This window comes from Nostoc sp. (genome assembly GCF_036919595.1).
In the GTDB taxonomy this organism is placed as follows: Bacteria; Cyanobacteriota; Cyanobacteriia; order Cyanobacteriales; family Nostocaceae; genus Nostoc.
The window spans coordinates 22,098-41,338 of record NZ_JBALCO010000132.1; the positions used below are offsets into that span (position 1 = coordinate 22,098).

Consider the following 19,241-nt stretch of genomic DNA (forward strand, 5'->3'; position numbering starts at 1 on the left):
CTAGCTGTCTATCGCTGTCCAAACACCAGTGATTTCATCTTGTGTGTAGTTAGGCAAATAGTAAGCAAATCCGTTTTTAGCTATTTGAGCGATCGCATCAATAAAGCGATCGCAATCTTCTAATGTATTATATACAGCAAAGCTTGCTCGGATAATACTAGGAATGTTGCGCGTGATTCCTCTGTCTACTTCCTGAGCAATTTGGTGGTCTTGCTCGTCTGAAATATTCTTGAGTTTGCGAATGTATTCGTATGTACAGAAAGCCCCAGCCCGAACCCCAATTCCGTATTCTTGTGCCAGAATCTCTGCGACTAAACGTCCATCAAACCCATCAATATCAAAGGGAATAACATGGGCTAAATTATCTCCTGGAATATGGACTTTGACACCAGGAATCAGCCCAAGCCGTGTATATGTAAATTCAACTAAAGAGTGTTCATACTGAGCAATGCGATCGCGCCCAAGGGCTTCGATAATTTCAATCGCCTTGGCAATGGCGATCGCACCCATTGCGTTTGGTGTTCCAGGGTCATGGGCCCGTTCTGTATAAAAACGCTTAATTTCTAAGTTTCTAGTGATATAAGGCAGGTTTCCACCACCGATTTGATAAGGGTAAGAGCTATCAAAAAATTCTTTCGGCCCCAGCAAAACCCCTGTTCCATAAGGTGCATACATCTTGTGTCCAGAGAAAGCCACAAAATCTAAATGACATGGGTCATCATCAGCACGCATATCTACTCGTTCATGCTGAATCAACTGACACACGTCGGCAAAAATCTTAGCACCATATCGATGTGCTAAAGCTGCAATTTCGTAAATCGGGGGTCTGTAACCTGTAATTGTCGAAGCACCTGTAATAGTCACTAACTTAATTTGTTCGGCTTTAGGGAGATTTTGGTGTGCCTTGAAGATATCTTCAATTTCTGTGACACTTACACTTCCATCCGGCTGCGTTCTGTACTGCACAACTTCGTCTCTAGTAACCCAAGGCAGCAGGTTGGATGAATGCTCAATATCAGAAACTAAGATTTTCCCAGGTTTTTTTGCCCAAAGTGTGGCGGCTCCATTAATTGCTTCTGTTGTATTCTTCGCAAATATTACATAGTTGTCTAAAGATGACCCTACAAAGTCCCGAATGACGTTCCGGCTGGCATCATATTCTCGTGTAGTGATGATGGACTTTTGCCCAGAACCTCGATGTACGCTGCCATAGGTGTCAAGCATGTCGTCCACATGCTGCTTAAGGGTTGCAAAAGGAGTGGTTGTAGCTCCATTATCCAAGTTGACGTACTTGACATAGTTTCCCTTAAGAGTCTTCACTCTAAAAGATAGAGACTCATTTGTGAATAACGGTCTAATTTCTTTGTTCCAAAAACTGTCACAATTTTCTACAACTAGCGGTAATTGGGCAGCTTCTTGCTTTATATTTGTACCAATTGTAAATACGTCAGTCATCTTTAGCACCTCTATTTTAAATTTTGATTTTTTGGACAAGCCTAACTGCCACAAAGCTTTATTCAACGCAATAATCATCTCAATCGGCAGTAATTATGGTCTTTATAATTACTTTATTGCTAGTAAAAAACTTTGTTATTCCAATTATTCTTTAATAAAATAATTAAAAAGCCTATACGTATTAATACTGAACTATGTTTTATATAATTTACTTTAATATACAATGTGAGGAATATTAATAAGTAGTCAGGTATACTTTAAACAATTTTTTTGTAGTAATTAAACAAACTTGACGTATTGAAGGCAAGTTGATAGAAAAGCCTTTGACTAAGTAAACCTGAAATTGCTTACTCTGACTGTATTTACCGAGAAAAAGGCACGTACTAAGTTGAGATTGCTCTTTAAAAAAGTTTTATAAATCCACTTAGGTAAGTCGTTACTTTTTAAAGCAAATTTTGTACGTATTTGTTCGTATTTGTCAGGATTTACTAACATTGTCCTTCTGGCAGAAGCTCTCAGTTGTTTGTTGACATTAAATAGCGATCGCCCAAAATCACAGAATCTCATTGAATAGTGAATGCTTATACTGACATCTATCCTGAGTAATAAATAATTCAGTATAAAAATGTCTTTTTCAATACATCTTTGTTTATGTCTTAAGACAGATGCGATTATATAAAGTAAAATATACATAGAGCAGTTTTTTATCTAGAAAACTTCGTCAGCCAATACAGTTTAGTTTTTAAGTATTGGGTTTCTCCTCTTTGTTGCGTATCCCCAAAGGCGGCCCGAGTTCCCCTCATCCTCTTCTTGACGGGGAAGAGCATCATAGTGTTATAACGGCATCAGTCTAGATACAAAATGGGGAACACCAATTGATGATTAATTGCTGGTGGCTGGAGAGAGTTAAACTTAGCTTCTAGAGCAACCCTGATTAGACACAGTTGATAAGCAATGTTAATGCCAGGACTGCTGAATATTTTTAAGCAGGTGGGTCAAGAGTGATGAATGAAGCTGACACCTCAAACAAGGCGGCTGTGATGGAATCCTTAAATTCTGCTAATTCGCCACAATCGGAGCAGGCGAGTTGTCCCTTTTACTCAGTTGTGCCTAATGACAATATGGCAGTTAAAAAACTGCCACTCCTCATGGCAGCTGAAGATACACAATTTTCAAAAGATACTACTCAGCAGGACTGGGTTGCAGAGCCTGAAAGCGGCAAGCAAGCACTTATTGACTCGGAGTTTCAGAACCTGCTGGCATTGAACGAAGAATTGCGTGTAGCTAACAATAACTTATATGAACAAGTAGAGCAGCTAAAAGACAACCTAGCTGAGTCAGAAAAGGTTTTGCAGTGGCAGAAAACGCGTTCTAGCGTTACTGAGTCGATCCTCAACCAACATGCTCAAGAATTGGCTGCGGCTCAAGAACAGATAAAGTCCCTATTTCAACAATTAGAAACTGCTGTACAAACTGTTCAACGCCAGGAAATTTTTATTGATACTCATAAAGCACAGCTACAAATTACTCAACAAGGTCTTGCCCAGTTAGAGCGAGAATGTACGTTGTTACACACTAACAACAGCGAACAGTCTCAGCAGTTATTGCAATCAGAAAATGCTTGTCGAGAGCTACGTACTAGACTGATGCGACAACAACGCCAGACCCTGCAATTTAAAGCAGCTCTAGAAAAATGTTTAGATACATCAGTTCCTAGTTATGACTCTTTAGACGATACTGCAAAACATCCCAAAGACATAACTAGCGGACAAGGAAGATTTTCTCGAAAAGCTCGGTCTTTGTTTCCTAACGCCCAGCCAATTCAACCTTGGTCAGCAGAACCAGAATCCTTGAATGAGAATCTAGATAATTCTTGGGGCGAACCGTCAGCACCAATCCCATTCCAAAGAAATGAACCGACTCCGACATCATCTTCTTGGAACTGGTCAGTTAAACAAAATACCCCAACACCAGCAGAAACCGGTCCCTCTCCAAAAATTGATGATTCCCCAGATACACCGGAAGCTGTCTCAACTTCGGGTTCATCAAATTTAGATCAGCAATTAGATAGTCTCATTCAAATGTTTTTCACCTCCCAGCCTGCATCTGCATCACCATCTGCTGCGAAAACGCATGTGGATAGTAATCAGGGTGATGCGCCGATCTGGGAGACTTTAGCAACAATCTTGGAAGACGATGAAGAACTAGAAAACCCACAAAAGGAGCAGTTGGAAGTAGAAATTAATCCTCCTGCAACTACCTCCACTTCTGGGACGACAGATTCTGTGGTTTCACCAGCCAAAAACTTATCGGTTTCCTCTACTCAACCTCATACTGAGACGCTTGGTGGAGAAACTGAAGACTACTGGTCAGAAGTTTCACAATTGACGCAGTTGCAATTGTCGGCAACTGATTTGTCCCCAGATTTATCAGGTGATAACACTAATGACGCCAATTCACCCTCACCGATAGTTTATCCCCAGCGTCCACCCAAGGGGCGTAAGTCATTGGCATCTGTGGAACTACCGAATTTTCGCCCCAAGAGTCAATAGTTAGGAGTAAAAACGCGATTAATCGCATCTGTACAGGAGTTAGGAGTCAAGTGATTAATGCCCAATGCCTAACAACTAATTCAGAATCCTTGCTTCTGACTTCGGAATTATGGCTTCTGAGCTAATTTTGGCTACCTGACTGGGCGATCGCGGTTTGCCTGTGGCGATCGCATAATTAATCGCCAACAGCCACAGCCACAATCCCGGATTCCGAGGTTCCAGCCAAAAACCTACCCGATTCAAGAAGCGCCCGAACCACGGACTCAGCAAAGCACTAACCAGGGCATGACGACCGAAGTTAAAATAACTACCAAGCCATCTGAGTAAATCTTTTGGGCCAGCAAGTTCCCAGATCCATAAAAGCAAGGCAGGATTTGTCCTCGCTGCTTTGAGTGCTAGGCGGTTAAAGGTTAACCAATCACACCTATCTTTAATGAAATTATCTGCCACCTCTAAAGGTTCGTCTGCTAACAGCCCAAAAAAGGTATTGAGCATGGAGTTGATCCGTTGCGGTGGTAAAAATTTCCCTGTGGGCACCATCATGCCTTTGGAAAATAGCCAAGTCACTGAAACGTTGCTTTGATAAGCGCGAATTTGGTTCAAGTGTCCCAAATTCAACAAGTCATGTTTGAGAGCAGTATCCAACAGGGTTGTTAAGCGCTCTAAGTTGCGAACTAGAGAACCAAAACCGGTGAAAACCAGGGGAGACTGGAGTGATGCCGCATCACCGATCGCAATCAATCGATCAAAGGCAACTGTGCGATCGCTACTCCCTACACTAAAATGTCCCGGTATATACCCAAATGTCGGTTTTTTCCACACCAACTTGTCCATATCGCACCTGCGATACTCTGGCAAAATCGTGAAAAAGTCCTCGTACATCTCCAGCAAGGAACCGGGATTTTCAGCATTGACTTCATGGTAATGAAATAAATAAATCGTCAGTTCATCCCCTGCTCCAGGAAACAATTCCCAAATCAGCTGCCTTCCCCGCGAAATATCCCCATGACTATAAAGAACGTCTCCATACTGGGAATCCCACACCCCCGGCTCAAATCCGCTCTCAATTGCCGCTCCCACTGTCGGACATACACTATCAAAAGCCCGACCACCATTTAATTGCCAAGCGATGGGGGAGGCAGTTCCCATTGCATCTATTAACAGTCGTCCACTTACTTGCTTCTCAATCTGACTGGTTAAGTGCTTGACTTTCAGAATAACTTGTGATATATCAATATCTGCACGGATAAATTCTGTTTCATCCCAGATTTCACCACCTGCCGCTTGCAGTTTTTGCCCACACATTTGGAGCCATTTTTCGGAATCTAAGCCTAAATTTAGGACTGTGGGTGTATGCAGAACAGGCGATCGCAGTTTGGATGGATTATTAGCATCAAAAAACTTATTGAATCCATCTTTGTATTCCCTGGCAATGATGGTTTCCAACTCAGCGGGGGTGACTAAACCCAGGTTAACTAAGCTTTGAATCTCATCGCGAGAAATATTCCATTCTCGGTTCATCCGCCCAAAGGGCATTCGTTCCACCAACAGGACTTTATATCCCAGTTTTGCCATCAGTGCTGCATGGATGGCGCCTAGTGCGCCACCGATGTAGATTATGTCGTACTGGGCATTGGGCATTGGGCATGGGGCATTGGTTATTTCCCCGCTGCTGCCCTGCCCTGCTGCTCCCCTGCTCCCCTGCGAAAACACCACTTGACGCGGCTGCTGCGGATTCCGTACTCCTTCGCGCCATCGTTGTTCCCACCAATAGGCACGAGTTAGGTCATATTCACCGTTGGGCATTTTCTGAAAATATTTGACAGTGAGGGGATAAATAGAGCCTAGCGCGGCAAAAATCGATTGCTGGGATAAATCAATTGCTGGCGGTTCTGGGTAATGATGCCCAAAACGGCTTCTGATTTCCTTGGTCAGGCGTTGCAGGATTTGTCCCTCTTTGGGAAAAGGCTGTTCTGTCCAACGAAACACTTTTAGATAAGTAGTTCGTTGCACCGACCAGACAAATACAGAAAGTTCCGCAGGCAGGTTTTCCGAAAGAGCTACCCCAGTAGTTGTAGTTGTAGTTGGGATTTTGAGGCGAAAGCCTTCCGAGGTAAGCACTTTTTCTCCATTTCCGGGTTCAAAATCTGTTTGTAACCAGCTACGCACAGTTGCTATATCCGGAGTTGGAACTTCTAAATAAAGGATTTCTCTCATCGTTTCCTGATATCTCCGATCAATCTACTTACTAAGACAGATTTTATGAAGGCACAAAGTAAGGTAAACTCCGCCCTATTAGTTTCGTAAAGATTCAGTGAAGAAATTTTAAAAATTTGCCAAATTTATTGTTCATTTTGTATTTCTGTAAACCCACGCCATGAATTATCCTATTCCAGACAGTCCCCAGGAAATTTTTGCATTGCGACAACAGCCGATTGATGAAGAACTAGTTGCCGCTGCGATCGCTGGAGTAATTAAAATTGTCCGTGCTCAGGGTCAATCTTTGGAAGAATTAACCGCTCAGTTACTAGCAGATGATCCACTGCTGGATCAGCAACAACGTCGCTGGTTGAGCCAATTAGTTGCCCAATGCTGGGAAAAGTTCTCCTAAAACCTTGCATAGGATGAAGTTTTTGTCGCAGTATCGGTCTTCCAGGTCTGTACCTAAATATTGGCTATGCCTGCGGCGGGCTACGCCTACGCATTTTAGGTGTAGAAGTAACAATAATCGTCAGTATGGGATTGGCAATTGGGTTACTATTTTTGCATTCATGGCACAGAAGCCATTAAATTAACCATATCAGCGTTTTACGTTGCTAATGAATTTTACAACGTTCTGAAACGGAAAGACCTCTGGTGCAAACCAGGGGTCTTTTTTTTGGATCAATCCTCATGCTCTTTGATCGGTGCTTCGACGCCTTAATGGAATAAATGTTTTTGGTACACAACTCAGTTGAGCGATGCCTGCGGCGGGCTACGCCTACGCACTTTGGCTGTAAAGGTGAGAATGATTATTTGTACGGAATTGGCAATTGGCCTGCTATTTTTGCATTTACGGCATAGAAGCTACTAATTTAACCATTGCTTACTCAAGTGCCAGGTGCTCCTTATATCTTGCACCATTCTCAATAACCGTGAGGTGGGCACTGCTGGCAACGAAAAAATTAGGGTTTCAGCCAACGTTAGGCAATATCCACCCTACAAAAATAGCAATAAAGCAAGTGGTGCAAGATGTGAGGCTTTGCGTCTGTGCGTCATATTTAGAAGTATCATTCATTCTTGCGCTTATATTCCCCTATCCACTGCCTTGTTGCATAATGTGGTATTAGTATGGTAATGTATCGACTTCTAATATCAGGCTAAAAAAATACTACTATGTTTGGTAATTGGTCTTGGCGTAAAGTCTTAAAAACTTTTGGTGGCTTGGCTGTTGGCATTGCAAGTATTAGTATGAACAATTTAACTAGTCGCCATGTAGCTTTAGCAACACCAAATTATTCTCAACTCCAGAATACTAATCAATTAACTATTAGCGAAAACAAAACTAGATCCTCAAATATTTTAGTTGTTCAAAATCAAGTTCTTCCAAATACTACTACTCGAATAATTGATGGTATAATAGTTACGGCATATGCATTTTACCGTTATTATAATCCATCAATTCCTGACCACTTATATACAACTAATTTTGATGAACTAGGAAATGGTAGCGGCGAATACATCACTGAAGGAATTGCCGCCTATATTCCCAAACAACAATACTCTGGAACTGTTCCTTTATATCGATATTACAGTTTTGCAGCTTCAGACCACTTGTACACTACTGATTTGAGTGAACTGGGTAGTGGCAGCAATGGGTATGTACGTGAAGGTATTGCAGGTTATGTATATTCTACATCGCTCACAGGTACTATTCCTTTATATCGATATTATAGTTCCGCAGCTTCAGACCACTTGTACACTACTAATTTTAGTGAGCTGGCTGGTGGCAAGAATGGATATGTATATGAAGGTATTGCAGGTTACGTCATTCCTACCGTAATAGATAATTCTACAACTTCCTAGCGTTATCGAGTTTTGCCAAGCTTTATTAATAGGTCACTTAATTCCTCATGCATTTATGAAATGCTATACTTAGTGACTCGCAAATAAAAAATATCTAATTATTTATTGTGGGATGGGCGTCTCGCCCCACCTATAAACTGGGCAAGCTAAAGAATAACACCCCACAAGATTGGATAATTTATCAATCTTCACAAGGGGATGGGGGGACAAGGGTAAATTGTCTCCCCATCCCCTTGTAGAGTGGCAACACGATGCGGGTTTAATACCCCCACCAATGAAGGTAGCTGATCTTCAGGTGGGGTTCGTCAAGTAATTTACACTACATAGTGCTTTTTGTCAACTAGAAGCTTTCACCGCCGCTTCCGCTTGGGAGTGCAACAACAAACCGTATTCCAAGCCCTCCACTACCGCTTGATAAGAAGCCTCCAAAATATTGGTGGAAACCCCTACTGTTGTCCAGCGTTGATAACCATTACCCGATTCTACCAACACACGAGTTTTTGCCGCAGTGCCCGTATGTCCATTGAGAATCCGGACTTTATAATCTGTCAAATCAAAGGTTGCTATTTGGGGATAAAAGTTCACCAAAGCCCTGCGTAAAGCAGCATCCAAAGCTGCCACGGGGCCATTACCTTCGGCCGCCTCCAGAATATTTTTCCCATCAACAGCGACTTTGACTGTAGCTAGAGCATTGCTAGTTTCTTTCCCCTCAATCAAGTCACAGTGGACTTGAAAACCTTTGATTTCAAAAAACTGTTGGCGATCTCCCAAAGCTTCGTGCATCAACAATACAAAACTTGCCTCTGCTGCTTCAAATTGAAATCCTTCGCTCTCCAAGTCTTTGAGGCGCTGGAGAATTTGCTTGGCCTCTGTCTTTAGCTGATCGAGTTCAATCCCAAAACTGCGGGCTTTGGCTAAAACATTGCTGAGTCCAGACTGTTCAGAAATCACAATGCGGCGATGATTCCCGACTTGTTCCGGCTGAATGTGTTCGTAAGTCAGGGGATTACGTTCCACGGCTGATACATGAATACCGCCCTTGTGGGCAAAAGCCGAACGTCCCACAAAGGGAGCGTGTTCATCTGGCGCGAGGTTGACCACCTCACTAACAAAACGACTAGCTTCTGTAAGTTGTGTTAGCTGGTCTTCTGTGATACAACTGTAACCCGCCTTCAGTTGTAAATTGGGAATTAACGAACAGAGGTTAGCATTACCGCAACGTTCACCGTAACCGTTAATTGTGCCCTGTACCATCTTTGCCCCTGCCATAACGGCGGCTATTGCGTTAGCAACCGCCATTTCCGAATCATTATGAGTGTGAATTCCGATTTGGGGTATCGAAGATCGGGAATCTTTCCTAGTTCCCCAGCCCCCAGTCCCCAGTCCCCATTCCCCAGTCACCTTGACTACATCTTGAACGATTTGGCTAATTTCGTGGGGTAAAGTGCCGCCATTGGTATCACAGAGAACTAGCCATTCTGCACCAGATGCGATCGCAGCCTCTAATGTCTGTAAAGCATAATCTGGATTGTGTTTGTAGCCATCAAACCAATGTTCGGCATCGTAAATAATGCGACGCCCTTGAGAACGGAGGTACTCAATCGTGTCACGAATCATCGCCAAATTTTCTTCTAACGTCGTCTTCAGGCTGGCTGTGACATGTAAATCCCAAGACTTGCCAAAAATCGTTACCCAGCGAGTCCCTGCAGCCAAAATAGCCTGTAGCATCGGTTCGGTTGCGGCAGTGGTATTGGGGCGTCGAGTCGAACAAAAAGCCACAATTTCAGCAAATTTTAGCGGATCTTCTTGGAGTTGCCAGAAAAATTGTACATCCTTGGGATTGGCACCAGGCCAACCGCCTTCAATAAAGGGAATTCCCAGTTGATCGAGTCTCTTGGCAATGCGTAACTTATCTTCTATCGATACTGATAGCCCCTCGCGCTGAGTGCCATCCCGTAATGTAGTGTCATAGAGCCAAAGTTGAGGTGAGGAATTTGTGGTCATAAAACTGAGACCGACGAGACAACTTTCGAGACAATGTGTCAATATACAACAAAACGCCAGTTTGGCAATTTAAAAATGCCTAAAGTACTAGCTGAAGGTAAAACAATTGATTGCGAGCAGGGAAGCAATCTCCGAAAAATTTTGCTGCAAAATAGTATTCACCTCTACAATGACGGTGCTAAGGTAATAAACTGTCGGGGCATTGGCAGTTGTGGAACCTGCGCGGTTAAGTTAGAGGGCGAAGTATCAGCAGCGAATTGGCGTGATCGAGCACGGCGTTCGCTTCCTCCCCATTCTCCTACAACAGATTTGCGTTTAGCCTGTCAAACTCAGGTTTTAGGCGATGTGAAAGTGACAAAGTTTGATGGATTTTGGGGACAAGGTTCTCGAATAGTGTGGACACCAAAAGGTTAAAAAGGAGTAAAACAAGATGGGTAGATGGACACCCTTAATTCTAATGGCTGGAGGTTTGGCCATTCTGCTTGGTACATTACTAGGCATCAACTTTCCTATGGGCGTACAAACCGCTAACGCTCCCGGTGGCAAAGCAGCCAAAGTCCTCCCAGCTAATATCAATGTTAATAGCAGTGCTGGGAGCAAGAATGAAGAAACTGCCACTGAAGGAAATGAAACAACTGAAACAAACCAAAACAGGCGCAGTATTGTAGCGCCAAGACCTGGTAACAGGAGTAACGTTGCCCAGAATCCCTCCAATGACTCAACCTCACCTTCTGACACTAGAACAGACGGCAATACAGATACTTCACAAACAAACACACCATCCAGCGATGCAAACCAAGGCAACGAACCAATTCGAGCCTTATGGTAACGATAAGATCCGTCTTTAGTTACGAGTTATAAGTCATAAGTTATGAGTTAATTAGTTATGAGTTATTAGTTATGTACTAATGATAAATGGCTAATGATAAATGACTGATGACTAGTGAGATTGTAATTATTGGTGGCGGCATTATTGGTTTAGCGATCGCCATTGAACTAAAACTGCGCGGGACAAACGTCACCGTGTTTTGTCGTAACTTTCAGGCTGCCGCTACCCATGCCGCTGCTGGGATGTTGGCACCAGACGCAGAAAATATCCATAATGGGGCCATGCGTTCATTGTGTTGGCGATCGCGTGCTTTGTATCCCGATTGGACGCACAAACTAGAAGAACTAACTGGCTTAAATACTGGCTACCGGCCCTGCGGTATCCTCACACCCTTTTTTGAAGAAAGCAGGGGAGCAGGGGAGCAGGGGAGCAGAAGGGCAAGTCTTTCCCCCTCATCCTCCTCATCCCCTTCATCCCCGGCTTACTGGTTAAACAAAGAGGCAATTCATCAATATCAGCCAGGATTGGGAGCAGAGGTCGTTGGTGGCTGGTGGTATCCTGAAGATGCACAAGTTGATAATAAAGCTCTAGCTCACGCACTGTGGACTGCGGCTGAGTCTATTGGTGTTAAACTCAAAGACGGGATTACAGTAGAAGCATTTTTACAGCAGCAAGGACAAGTGGTTGGCGTGCAAACCAATGCTGGGGTAATTCGTGCCGCCCACTATATTTTAGCTTCAGGTGCTTGGTCAAATGAGTTGTTAGCACTACCTGTGCTACCCAGAAAAGGACAAATGCTGAGTGTGCGGATACCAGAATTTGCGTCGGAATTGCCCTTAAAGCGGGTTTTGTTTGGGCAGGATATTTACATCGTACCAAGACGCGACCGGCTGATTATTGGGGCAACAAGCGAAGCCGTTGGCTTCAGCCCCAACAATACCCCAGAAGGCATTCAAACATTATTACAAGCTGCCATCCGGCTGTATCCCCAATTAAAGCATTATCCCATCGAAGAATTATGGTGGGGATTTCGCCCAGCTACCCCCGATGAGTTACCCATCCTTGGTACCAGCTACTGTCAAAATTTAACCCTTGCTACTGGTCATTACCGCAACGGAATTCTACTTGCACCAGTAACAGCAACATTAATTGCCGATTTCATCTTGGAACAAAAGTCTGACCCAATACTTTCAGATTTTCACTATTCGCGCTTCCAATCCCAGCCATTTACCTCCACCCCAATGCTGACTCACTCTGCCAATTTCTCCAACGGGCATCACCCTGCCATATCTCCACAGCACCCACCACTCCCCGTTCAAGACTCCCCACTAATTATTGCTGGCAAAACTTTCCAATCCCGCTTAATGACCGGAACTGGCAAGTATCGCAGCATTGAAGAAATGCAGCAAAGTGTCGCCGCCAGCGATTGCCAGATTGTCACCGTCGCAGTCCGACGGGTACAAACCAAGGCCCCCGGACATGAAGGTTTAGCTGAAGCCTTGGATTGGACAAAAATCTGGATGTTGCCCAATACCGCAGGTTGTCAAACTGCTGAAGAGGCGATTCGGGTGGCGCGTTTGGGGCGAGAAATGGCGAAATTATTAGGGCAGGAAGATAATAATTTTGTTAAGTTAGAAGTAATACCTGACCTTAAATATTTACTCCCAGATCCCATTGGGACGTTGCAAGCCGCAGAACAATTAGTTAAAGAAGGTTTTGCAGTATTGCCCTATATTAACGCTGACCCCATGTTAGCCAAGCGTTTAGAAGAAGTAGGCTGTGCTACGGTAATGCCTTTGGCATCGCCAATTGGTTCTGGACAAGGGCTAAAAACAACCGCCAATATCCAAATCATCATCGAAAATGCGGGTGTGCCAGTGGTGGTAGATGCTGGTATTGGTTCACCCTCAGAAGCCGCCCAGGCAATGGAATTGGGAGCAGATGTTTTGTTAATCAATAGTGCGATCGCTCTTTCTCCAAACCCAGCAGCAATGGCTCGTGCCATGAATTTAGCGACAGTCGCCGGTCGTCTAGCATACCTTGCTGGCAGGATGCCCATCAAACATTATGCTAATCCTAGTTCTCCTCTGACTGGGACGATTACTAGTTAAGGCATGGGGCATGGGGAATAGACAGACAAGGGGACTAGGGAAATAAGAATTTTAGATTAAAGAATTGAAATTTAATCTAAAATCATCAATTCCATTATCCAAAATTGAATTGCCTAATGCCTAATGTAACGATTTGTCTAGCAGTTTCAGAGCGGATTTAGCATTTATGTAACATTAAATGAACGATAAAGGTAAAGGAATTGATTCATGCCCTATACAAACGAAGAAGGCGGCCTTCTGAATAATTTTGCCCGGGAACCAAAGATTTATCAAGCAGAACCTCCCACGGAAGGGCAAAAGCGAACTTATATCTTACTAGCAATCACCGCTACAGTTTTGGTTGGCGGCTTGGTTTCAGTCGCCTTCTTTGTTTCTCAGAGCAGTTGAGCATTAAACATTTTAATAAAATTTCATCTTCTTTATAGTTTTTCAGGTTCCGATTTTAAGAGGGGCCTGCTTTTTTATTTTTTGTTAAAATTGAAATAGCAATTAAAGTATAATTGTATACTTTTTTCTTTTTATAGACTTGAAGGCTTAATTTATTCAAAGCCGCATAACATCCACTTAAAAACCATTTTCATTATGAGTTTAGCCCACTTGGATGCACCCATAAAGGTGATATATACTGTGTTTTGGCTCTTTAGCCGCTATGAGCGTGAATGATCCTGCACACAACAATAATTCTACTTGGAATCGGCAAGTATACCACCGCCTGAAACTTGCCCTAAGTCTTGGCTTACGACGACAATTTTTTTTAGCAGTATGTGATGATTTACACTTAAGAAATCAGGTAGCAGCCCGTTTGCACTCTACATTGGCTTATCCTCTTGGACAGGTACTATATCAGCCATCAAATTCTCATGAAAATAGCACTTCAGCTTATCCGCGATTAGTCACATTGCGTTTGAATTTAAACGATCCCAATCCCATAATCCAGATAAATCAATGGTTGGCTAATTATCCACCGCCAATTGTTGGCGCATCAAAAGATACCCCAAGAAGACCTTTTCCAGTCCCAGCATTTCAGATTGTAGGTGTGGAGCATCTCACCAAGCAACCAGTGGCAACACAACGGTTATTTTTGCACTATCTCCGCTTAAGCGAAGAATATTTCTCTACACAAGAATCCAGCCGATTCCTAGAATCTAACTTGCTGTTGTGGATACCGCGTCCTTGGTTATCTGCTATCAAGCAATCAGCACCACAGTTTTGGCGTTGCCGGACTGGCGTATTTGTGTTTGCTGGAGAACCCACACCAGCGACTCAGAATTTGGGCTATCCAGAACGTTTTTCACGTTCTGGAAGCTTGGATTTAGGGAATATTGAGCAATCGATTCTAGATGAATCAGTTAACCAAGCGGAACTGAAAACCGCAGCCACCGAGCTAAAATTTGAGAATAATTCTGATTTTCCAGCAGAAATACAAGGGAATGGCGTATATAAAACCCAGGAAGTTTCGCCGTTAACAGCAGATTTATTGAAGGCTACACCACAACAGCAGGAATCTACTAATAGGTCTGGTAGTGGGAGTAGTAATCAATCGCTATCGTCTTTATCTTATATTAGCAGCGAGTTAACGGAGCTATTAATAGCAACAATAAACACTAATATTTTTCTAAATACGGAGGATTACTTACAACTGCAGCAGATTTTGTTGGAGATTGAAGAATTACACCAAAAGCAAGTTCTAGGTGAGGTACTGGCAGAAGCCTATCATCGCTTGGGCACCTTATACCGCCTTCGCATTGAGCAAGGAGAGTCAACCCTAGAAAACCTGATGGTAGCAATTATTGCCTATCAGGAGGCAATTAGCTATGACGAAACCTCACCGCAACTCCCAGATATCTTGAATGACTTGGGTACACTCTACTGGATGCTTTACCGCACACCACCAAATTCTGAGGAAGGACAAACTTATATAGAGCAGGCAATAGAATTTTATCAGTTGGCGTTAAATATGATTTCGCCCCAGACACATTCTGAAACTTACGCTCGTGTGCAAAATAATTTGGGGACAGCCTATGGTGATTTAGCTCATTTTTCTCACCCATCTGAAAATTGGCAACAAGCAATTTTAGCTTACAGTGAAGCACTTAGCTACCGTACAGCCGATATGGACTCCTTAAAGTATGCGGCTTGCCAAAACAATTTGGGTACTGCTTACTGGCATCTAGGGCAATACAATCAACCGATTATACATTTAAAGAAAGCGATCGCAGCTTACAACGAAGCACTTGTACATTACAATCCTGAACAGGAACCGCTTAAGTATGGTATGATTCAAAATAACATCGGTACTGCCTGTTGGAATTTGGCACAATATGAACAACCAGCCCAAAATCTCCAGCTAGCTATAGATGTCTATAGCGAAGCTCTCAAGTATCGCACTCCAGCTAATGTTCCCAGTGCCTGCGCCGCTACACAAAATAATCTCGGTACTGCCTACTGGCATCTAGCAAACCTATCTCAGACAACTAAAGAGGCACGGCAAAAGTATCTACAACTATGTATCAGCGCTTACGAAGAGGCTATAGCCTTGGCTGACTCACTTAGCAGTACTTCTTTAAGTTTTGATTTGCTTGCCTCTTATAATAACCTGGGACTGGCACATTATCAGCTAGTAATAGATAAGTCTTTTAATGGCGACAAAGCAACACGTTCCCAACACTTAGAAGCAGCATTAGATAACCATTTGCAAGCCTTAAACGGATTAAGTAAACAACCAGAGGCTTATCAAACAACCTTCACTTATGTAGTGAAAACTGTTCGTGCTTTTCATAATGAATTAGGGATACAGGGACAAAATCTGGCTTTATCTAAAGTTCCTAGTCAGTTGTTGCCAGAGATTTTGTCAAAGTTATAAAGCAGATGCCGAAAACCCTTGAGGATGAACTTGATTAGCGTCCCAATAGGCAGGGAGTGTCAAAAAATAGTAGCTTGATATCAACTTGACGATTTATCAGCGAACCAAGTAAGATAGCGATCGCTAGCAGTTTACTAATTACAAAGTGCTAAAATATTTTCACAGTTCATAAAGTAAGCTGTAATGTATATATTTTCTTGAATAAGATATAAAAATATAAAAATTTTAGAAAAACTACAATAAAATATTGGCGTATTTTCTGTAAATTTACTACCTTAGACTGGAAACCTAGTTAAGAAAATCTCCAAAATGAGAATTTAAACCTAAGTTATGAAACTAAATTTGGTTTTTGCGACTACTATATCTAGTTTTTTTGTGAGTGCGACCACAGGATTTGGTTTCTCCAGTCAAGCACATGCTTTGACTTTTTCTGGTATCTCTAGTGGCACATGGGGAAACCCCACTCCAGAAAGTATAGATACCAACCCAATATACACAGGTGTGGGAAGCAACACATTTATTTGGGGTGATCCTAATGTATGTCCAGCAAGTTCAAATACTCCTAGTGGATGTACAATAACAGGCTCAAATAAACTTACCTTGGATGGAAGTTCATTTTCAACTGACATTAACTCTGCATTCAAAATAGCTGATTTAACTTACTTTAACGGAACAGTACTCAAAGGTACAAGCGTTGGATTTGTACCTTTAAATCTCAATGTATCCTTCAACCCTCCTACTGGAATCAGCGAAGTTTTTGACTTCAAGTTAGGTCTAGTAAATACACCTAATGACCCAATAAATGCTGAAGATAATGCAGACTTTGTATTTATAGACACAAATTTGAGTAATCGCAGTTTCACCTTTGAAGGCAATAAATACACCCTTGAGCTAACTGGATTTAATCCAGACATTTCCCAGATAAGCATTAATGCTCTTGAAGGAGCTACAACTAAAACAGCTATTTATGCCAAATTCAAAAGCATACCCGAACCTCCGCTAGTAGCGGGTCTATTCCTGTTAGGGATATACATGATATCTCGGAAAAAATTTTTGGAGAAGAAATATTAAGAGCTTTGGTGGTTAGAACAGCTGCTCCTGTTCGCCCTTAAGGATGTAATTTCACTAAGGAATTTTCCGACTCCAATCCAATATGAGGTTTATAGCGCTTCTCGTAGCCTGTGGGAAGCCCTACAAACGGTATGCCAGTGTACTCAAGTCTGTTAACCTGCCCATACAACTGGCTCCAGTATTCCACGCAATTGAGAACTGCTACATACTCCATATTTCATACTTGTTGATGGCAAGTGAATAAATTTAAACTCAGCACAAAAATTGCTGCGATCGCATCAAAAATTGATAGCACTAACCCTTTCAAGGTGACTCGTAAAATAAGATTGTTTTTTCTCACCACTCTCAGCGCTTTTGCGGTTTCATGCCTAAGTGATTGCTTCCAGAAGCCGACTAATTAGGAATTATTTTAGCTGATCGCTTTTTGTGGATAATAAAAAATTAAAACCCATCAGTGCGGGTTTCGTTTTTATGGTTGTCCGACTTTGAGTCGCCAAGACATAATTTTAGTTTGGCTGCTATTTTCTAGTTACAGAATAGTCCCTACTCAAGTAAGTGATTTATTCAAGCACGGTAGGGTATTGGTTTTGCTTGATGGGCTAGATGAAGTAAGAGAAGAGGAACCTAATAAATAGTGGTTAGCTAATGGGAAGGCTTGGTATGAATAATTAAGAGAAGTAATCATTAAATATCGTAATATTGATGATTGGCAGTTCACTCACAAGTAGAAAGAATTGCTTAAGCAGTATTATGATGCCAATAAATTATTGGTAGATTGCCTAAATAGTGATTGTTATGTTAGCCGTGAAGTGCGACAGTAAATATAAGACACTTTGCTATTACCGATCGCAGAGATTAAACAGCGCTAACAGCATCTTAAATACACAGACAACAGACAGTGTATCCTTCAGTCCCACAGGTAAATCATTCGTTAAGAAAACGAAAATATTTCCCAAGTCCTAGTAAATCAATCTAGAATAAAAGTAAGAGTTCGCAATTAGCCACATTCGCCTCTATTCAATGGCTTAGATATGTGGACATGAGTACTAAAACAGTATTTGGGAACAAGATGATACTCGTTTTGCGTCCTATGAATGTCTCGCCTCTGATTTTAGTAACGCACATTAGCAAGATACAAATTCTGAGGAGCGATGTCTACGACAGGCTATTTGGCGTCGCGATCGCACAGACTCCTCATTATAATAAGTACTTTTATCTTCGGAATACGCCTATAGACAGGTTCATCAACAGTCAGAAACAAACTCAGTGAATCACCGTCATTACATACATCACATACACAAAGGACAACCCTCTTATGACTCGCCTATATCAATGGAAATCTGGAACTGCTGCACTTATGGCAATAGCAGTTACTACAAGCGTCATTAGCCCCCTATTGGGCTTTGCTCCTGCTAATGCACAATACAGACTTGGGCAATATAGAACTGGGCAATACGGAAACGTTACCATTCCTTCTGGGGTTGCTTTTCCTGTCACCTACGAAAAAGAGACAATTACTATTGCTCCTGGAGAAAGTAAATCTCTAACCTTAAGAATAGCCAATGACATTCTCGACAGAAATAGAAATGTCTTAATTCCTGCTGGTACTAAAGTAAATGGACGGCTAGAACCTGTTGACTTAGATAATTATTCAAGAGATACAGATCAAAACCAAGGAAAAGGCGTGCGGTTTATAGCTCAAGAATTAGAATTTTCCAATGGTCAGCGTCAGTCGATTAATGCAAGTTCTCGGACATATACTACAACTCAAAGAGTTTCACGAGGACCAAGCACAAATCAGGTTTTAACTGATGCAGCTATTGGTGGAGGTGCTGGTGTTTTAGGTTCACTAATTACTGGCAACAACAGAATTGATGATTTAAAACCTGTTCTCGGCGCAGCTGCGGGTGCGGGTGCGAGTGTCTTGTTGCGGAAAAAACAAGTAAATGCTTTTGTCCTCAGACCCGCAGAGGATTTAAGGCTCACACTGAATTCTAACTTGAATTTAGTACCACAATCCCGCTACTAGATTTAACTCAATTCAAGTCGTGACTTTAATCATCCCTGATGGGCGATCGCCACTTTAACTATAGTGAGCGATCGCCTTCATTTTTAACTATAAAAATTTTTATTTAACAGCAACCATTCTACCTCTATATCGTCTTACTCAGCATCGATATTTATTGGAGTACTTATGGGACTTCCAGAGAATAAAATATACAGTTAATAAAAATGATAATCATTTTAAGGAGGGGGAGAGAGGTTGCCGACGGCAACCTCTCTCCCCATAA

The 19,241-nt window shown here is 42.3% G+C and carries 15 protein-coding genes; 11 read left to right on the forward strand and 4 right to left on the reverse strand.

Annotated elements, in window-relative coordinates; all coding sequences use genetic code 11:
• Entirely contained in the window at positions 1–1,455 is a 1,455-nt protein-coding gene (locus tag V7K21_RS19830; RefSeq protein ID WP_335176964.1) for an aminotransferase class V-fold PLP-dependent enzyme, read from the reverse strand.
• A gap of 1,004 nt (positions 1,456–2,459) precedes the next feature.
• Between V7K21_RS19830 and V7K21_RS19835 the strand changes: the two genes are divergently transcribed.
• Positions 2,460–4,007, forward strand: a complete 1,548-nt coding sequence (locus V7K21_RS19835) for a hypothetical protein (RefSeq protein WP_335176965.1) — start codon at positions 2,460–2,462, stop codon at positions 4,005–4,007.
• 75 nt (positions 4,008–4,082) lie between these two features.
• On the opposite strand, the gene V7K21_RS19840 is transcribed toward V7K21_RS19835, so the two are convergent.
• Positions 4,083–6,224, reverse strand: coding sequence for an NAD(P)/FAD-dependent oxidoreductase (locus V7K21_RS19840; protein ID WP_335176966.1), 2,142 nt, complete (start codon positions 6,222–6,224; stop codon positions 4,083–4,085).
• 160 nt (positions 6,225–6,384) lie between these two features.
• Between V7K21_RS19840 and V7K21_RS19845 the strand changes: the two genes are divergently transcribed.
• Positions 6,385–6,618: a hypothetical protein gene (locus V7K21_RS19845; protein ID WP_334725854.1), complete on the forward strand. Its 234-nt coding sequence runs from the start codon at positions 6,385–6,387 to the stop codon at positions 6,616–6,618.
• A 764-nt stretch (positions 6,619–7,382) separates the two neighbouring features.
• The gene (locus V7K21_RS19850; RefSeq protein WP_335176967.1) at positions 7,383–8,072 is read left to right on the forward strand and encodes a hypothetical protein; all 690 of its coding nucleotides are present in this window, start codon (positions 7,383–7,385) and stop codon (positions 8,070–8,072) included.
• Between the two features lie 336 nt (positions 8,073–8,408).
• Here the strand turns inward: V7K21_RS19850 and cimA are convergent, their stop codons facing one another.
• Positions 8,409–10,076: a citramalate synthase gene (gene cimA, locus V7K21_RS19855; RefSeq protein ID WP_335176968.1), complete on the reverse strand. Its 1,668-nt coding sequence runs from the start codon at positions 10,074–10,076 to the stop codon at positions 8,409–8,411.
• Positions 10,077–10,151: 75 nt separating this feature from the next.
• Between cimA and V7K21_RS19860 the strand changes: the two genes are divergently transcribed.
• From V7K21_RS19860 to V7K21_RS19885, 6 genes are all read left to right on the forward strand, one after another.
• Positions 10,152–10,490, forward strand: coding sequence for a 2Fe-2S iron-sulfur cluster-binding protein (locus V7K21_RS19860; protein ID WP_273762048.1), 339 nt, complete (start codon positions 10,152–10,154; stop codon positions 10,488–10,490).
• 16 nt (positions 10,491–10,506) lie between these two features.
• Positions 10,507–10,905 carry a hypothetical protein gene (locus tag V7K21_RS19865; protein WP_335176969.1) on the forward strand — a complete coding sequence of 133 codons (399 nt, stop codon included), beginning with the start codon at positions 10,507–10,509 and terminating at the stop codon, positions 10,903–10,905.
• Positions 10,906–11,012: 107 nt separating this feature from the next.
• Positions 11,013–13,016: a glycine oxidase ThiO gene (gene thiO / locus V7K21_RS19870; protein WP_335176970.1), complete on the forward strand. Its 2,004-nt coding sequence runs from the start codon at positions 11,013–11,015 to the stop codon at positions 13,014–13,016.
• A gap of 207 nt (positions 13,017–13,223) precedes the next feature.
• Positions 13,224–13,403 (forward strand): photosystem II assembly protein Psb34, encoded by a 180-nt coding sequence (gene psb34, locus V7K21_RS19875; protein ID WP_273762042.1) that lies wholly within the window; start codon positions 13,224–13,226, stop codon positions 13,401–13,403.
• Positions 13,404–13,665: 262 nt separating this feature from the next.
• Positions 13,666–15,879: a tetratricopeptide repeat protein gene (locus V7K21_RS19880; protein WP_335176971.1), complete on the forward strand. Its 2,214-nt coding sequence runs from the start codon at positions 13,666–13,668 to the stop codon at positions 15,877–15,879.
• Between the two features lie 330 nt (positions 15,880–16,209).
• The gene (locus V7K21_RS19885) at positions 16,210–16,950 is read left to right on the forward strand and encodes a choice-of-anchor K domain-containing protein (protein WP_335176972.1); all 741 of its coding nucleotides are present in this window, start codon (positions 16,210–16,212) and stop codon (positions 16,948–16,950) included.
• A 37-nt stretch (positions 16,951–16,987) separates the two neighbouring features.
• On the opposite strand, the gene V7K21_RS19890 is transcribed toward V7K21_RS19885, so the two are convergent.
• On the reverse strand, positions 16,988–17,164 hold the full coding sequence (locus tag V7K21_RS19890; RefSeq protein ID WP_335176973.1) for a hypothetical protein: 177 nt from the start codon (positions 17,162–17,164) through the stop codon (positions 16,988–16,990).
• Positions 17,165–17,684: 520 nt separating this feature from the next.
• On the opposite strand from V7K21_RS19890, the gene V7K21_RS30820 reads away from it, so the two are divergent.
• Complete coding sequence (locus V7K21_RS30820) at positions 17,685–17,771, forward strand: NACHT C-terminal helical domain 2-containing protein (RefSeq protein ID WP_442948904.1); 87 nt, start codon at positions 17,685–17,687, stop codon at positions 17,769–17,771.
• Positions 17,772–18,265: 494 nt separating this feature from the next.
• Positions 18,266–18,979, forward strand: a complete 714-nt coding sequence (locus tag V7K21_RS19895; protein ID WP_335176974.1) for a conjugal transfer protein TrbI — start codon at positions 18,266–18,268, stop codon at positions 18,977–18,979.
• The last annotated feature ends 262 nt before the right edge of the window (positions 18,980–19,241 follow it).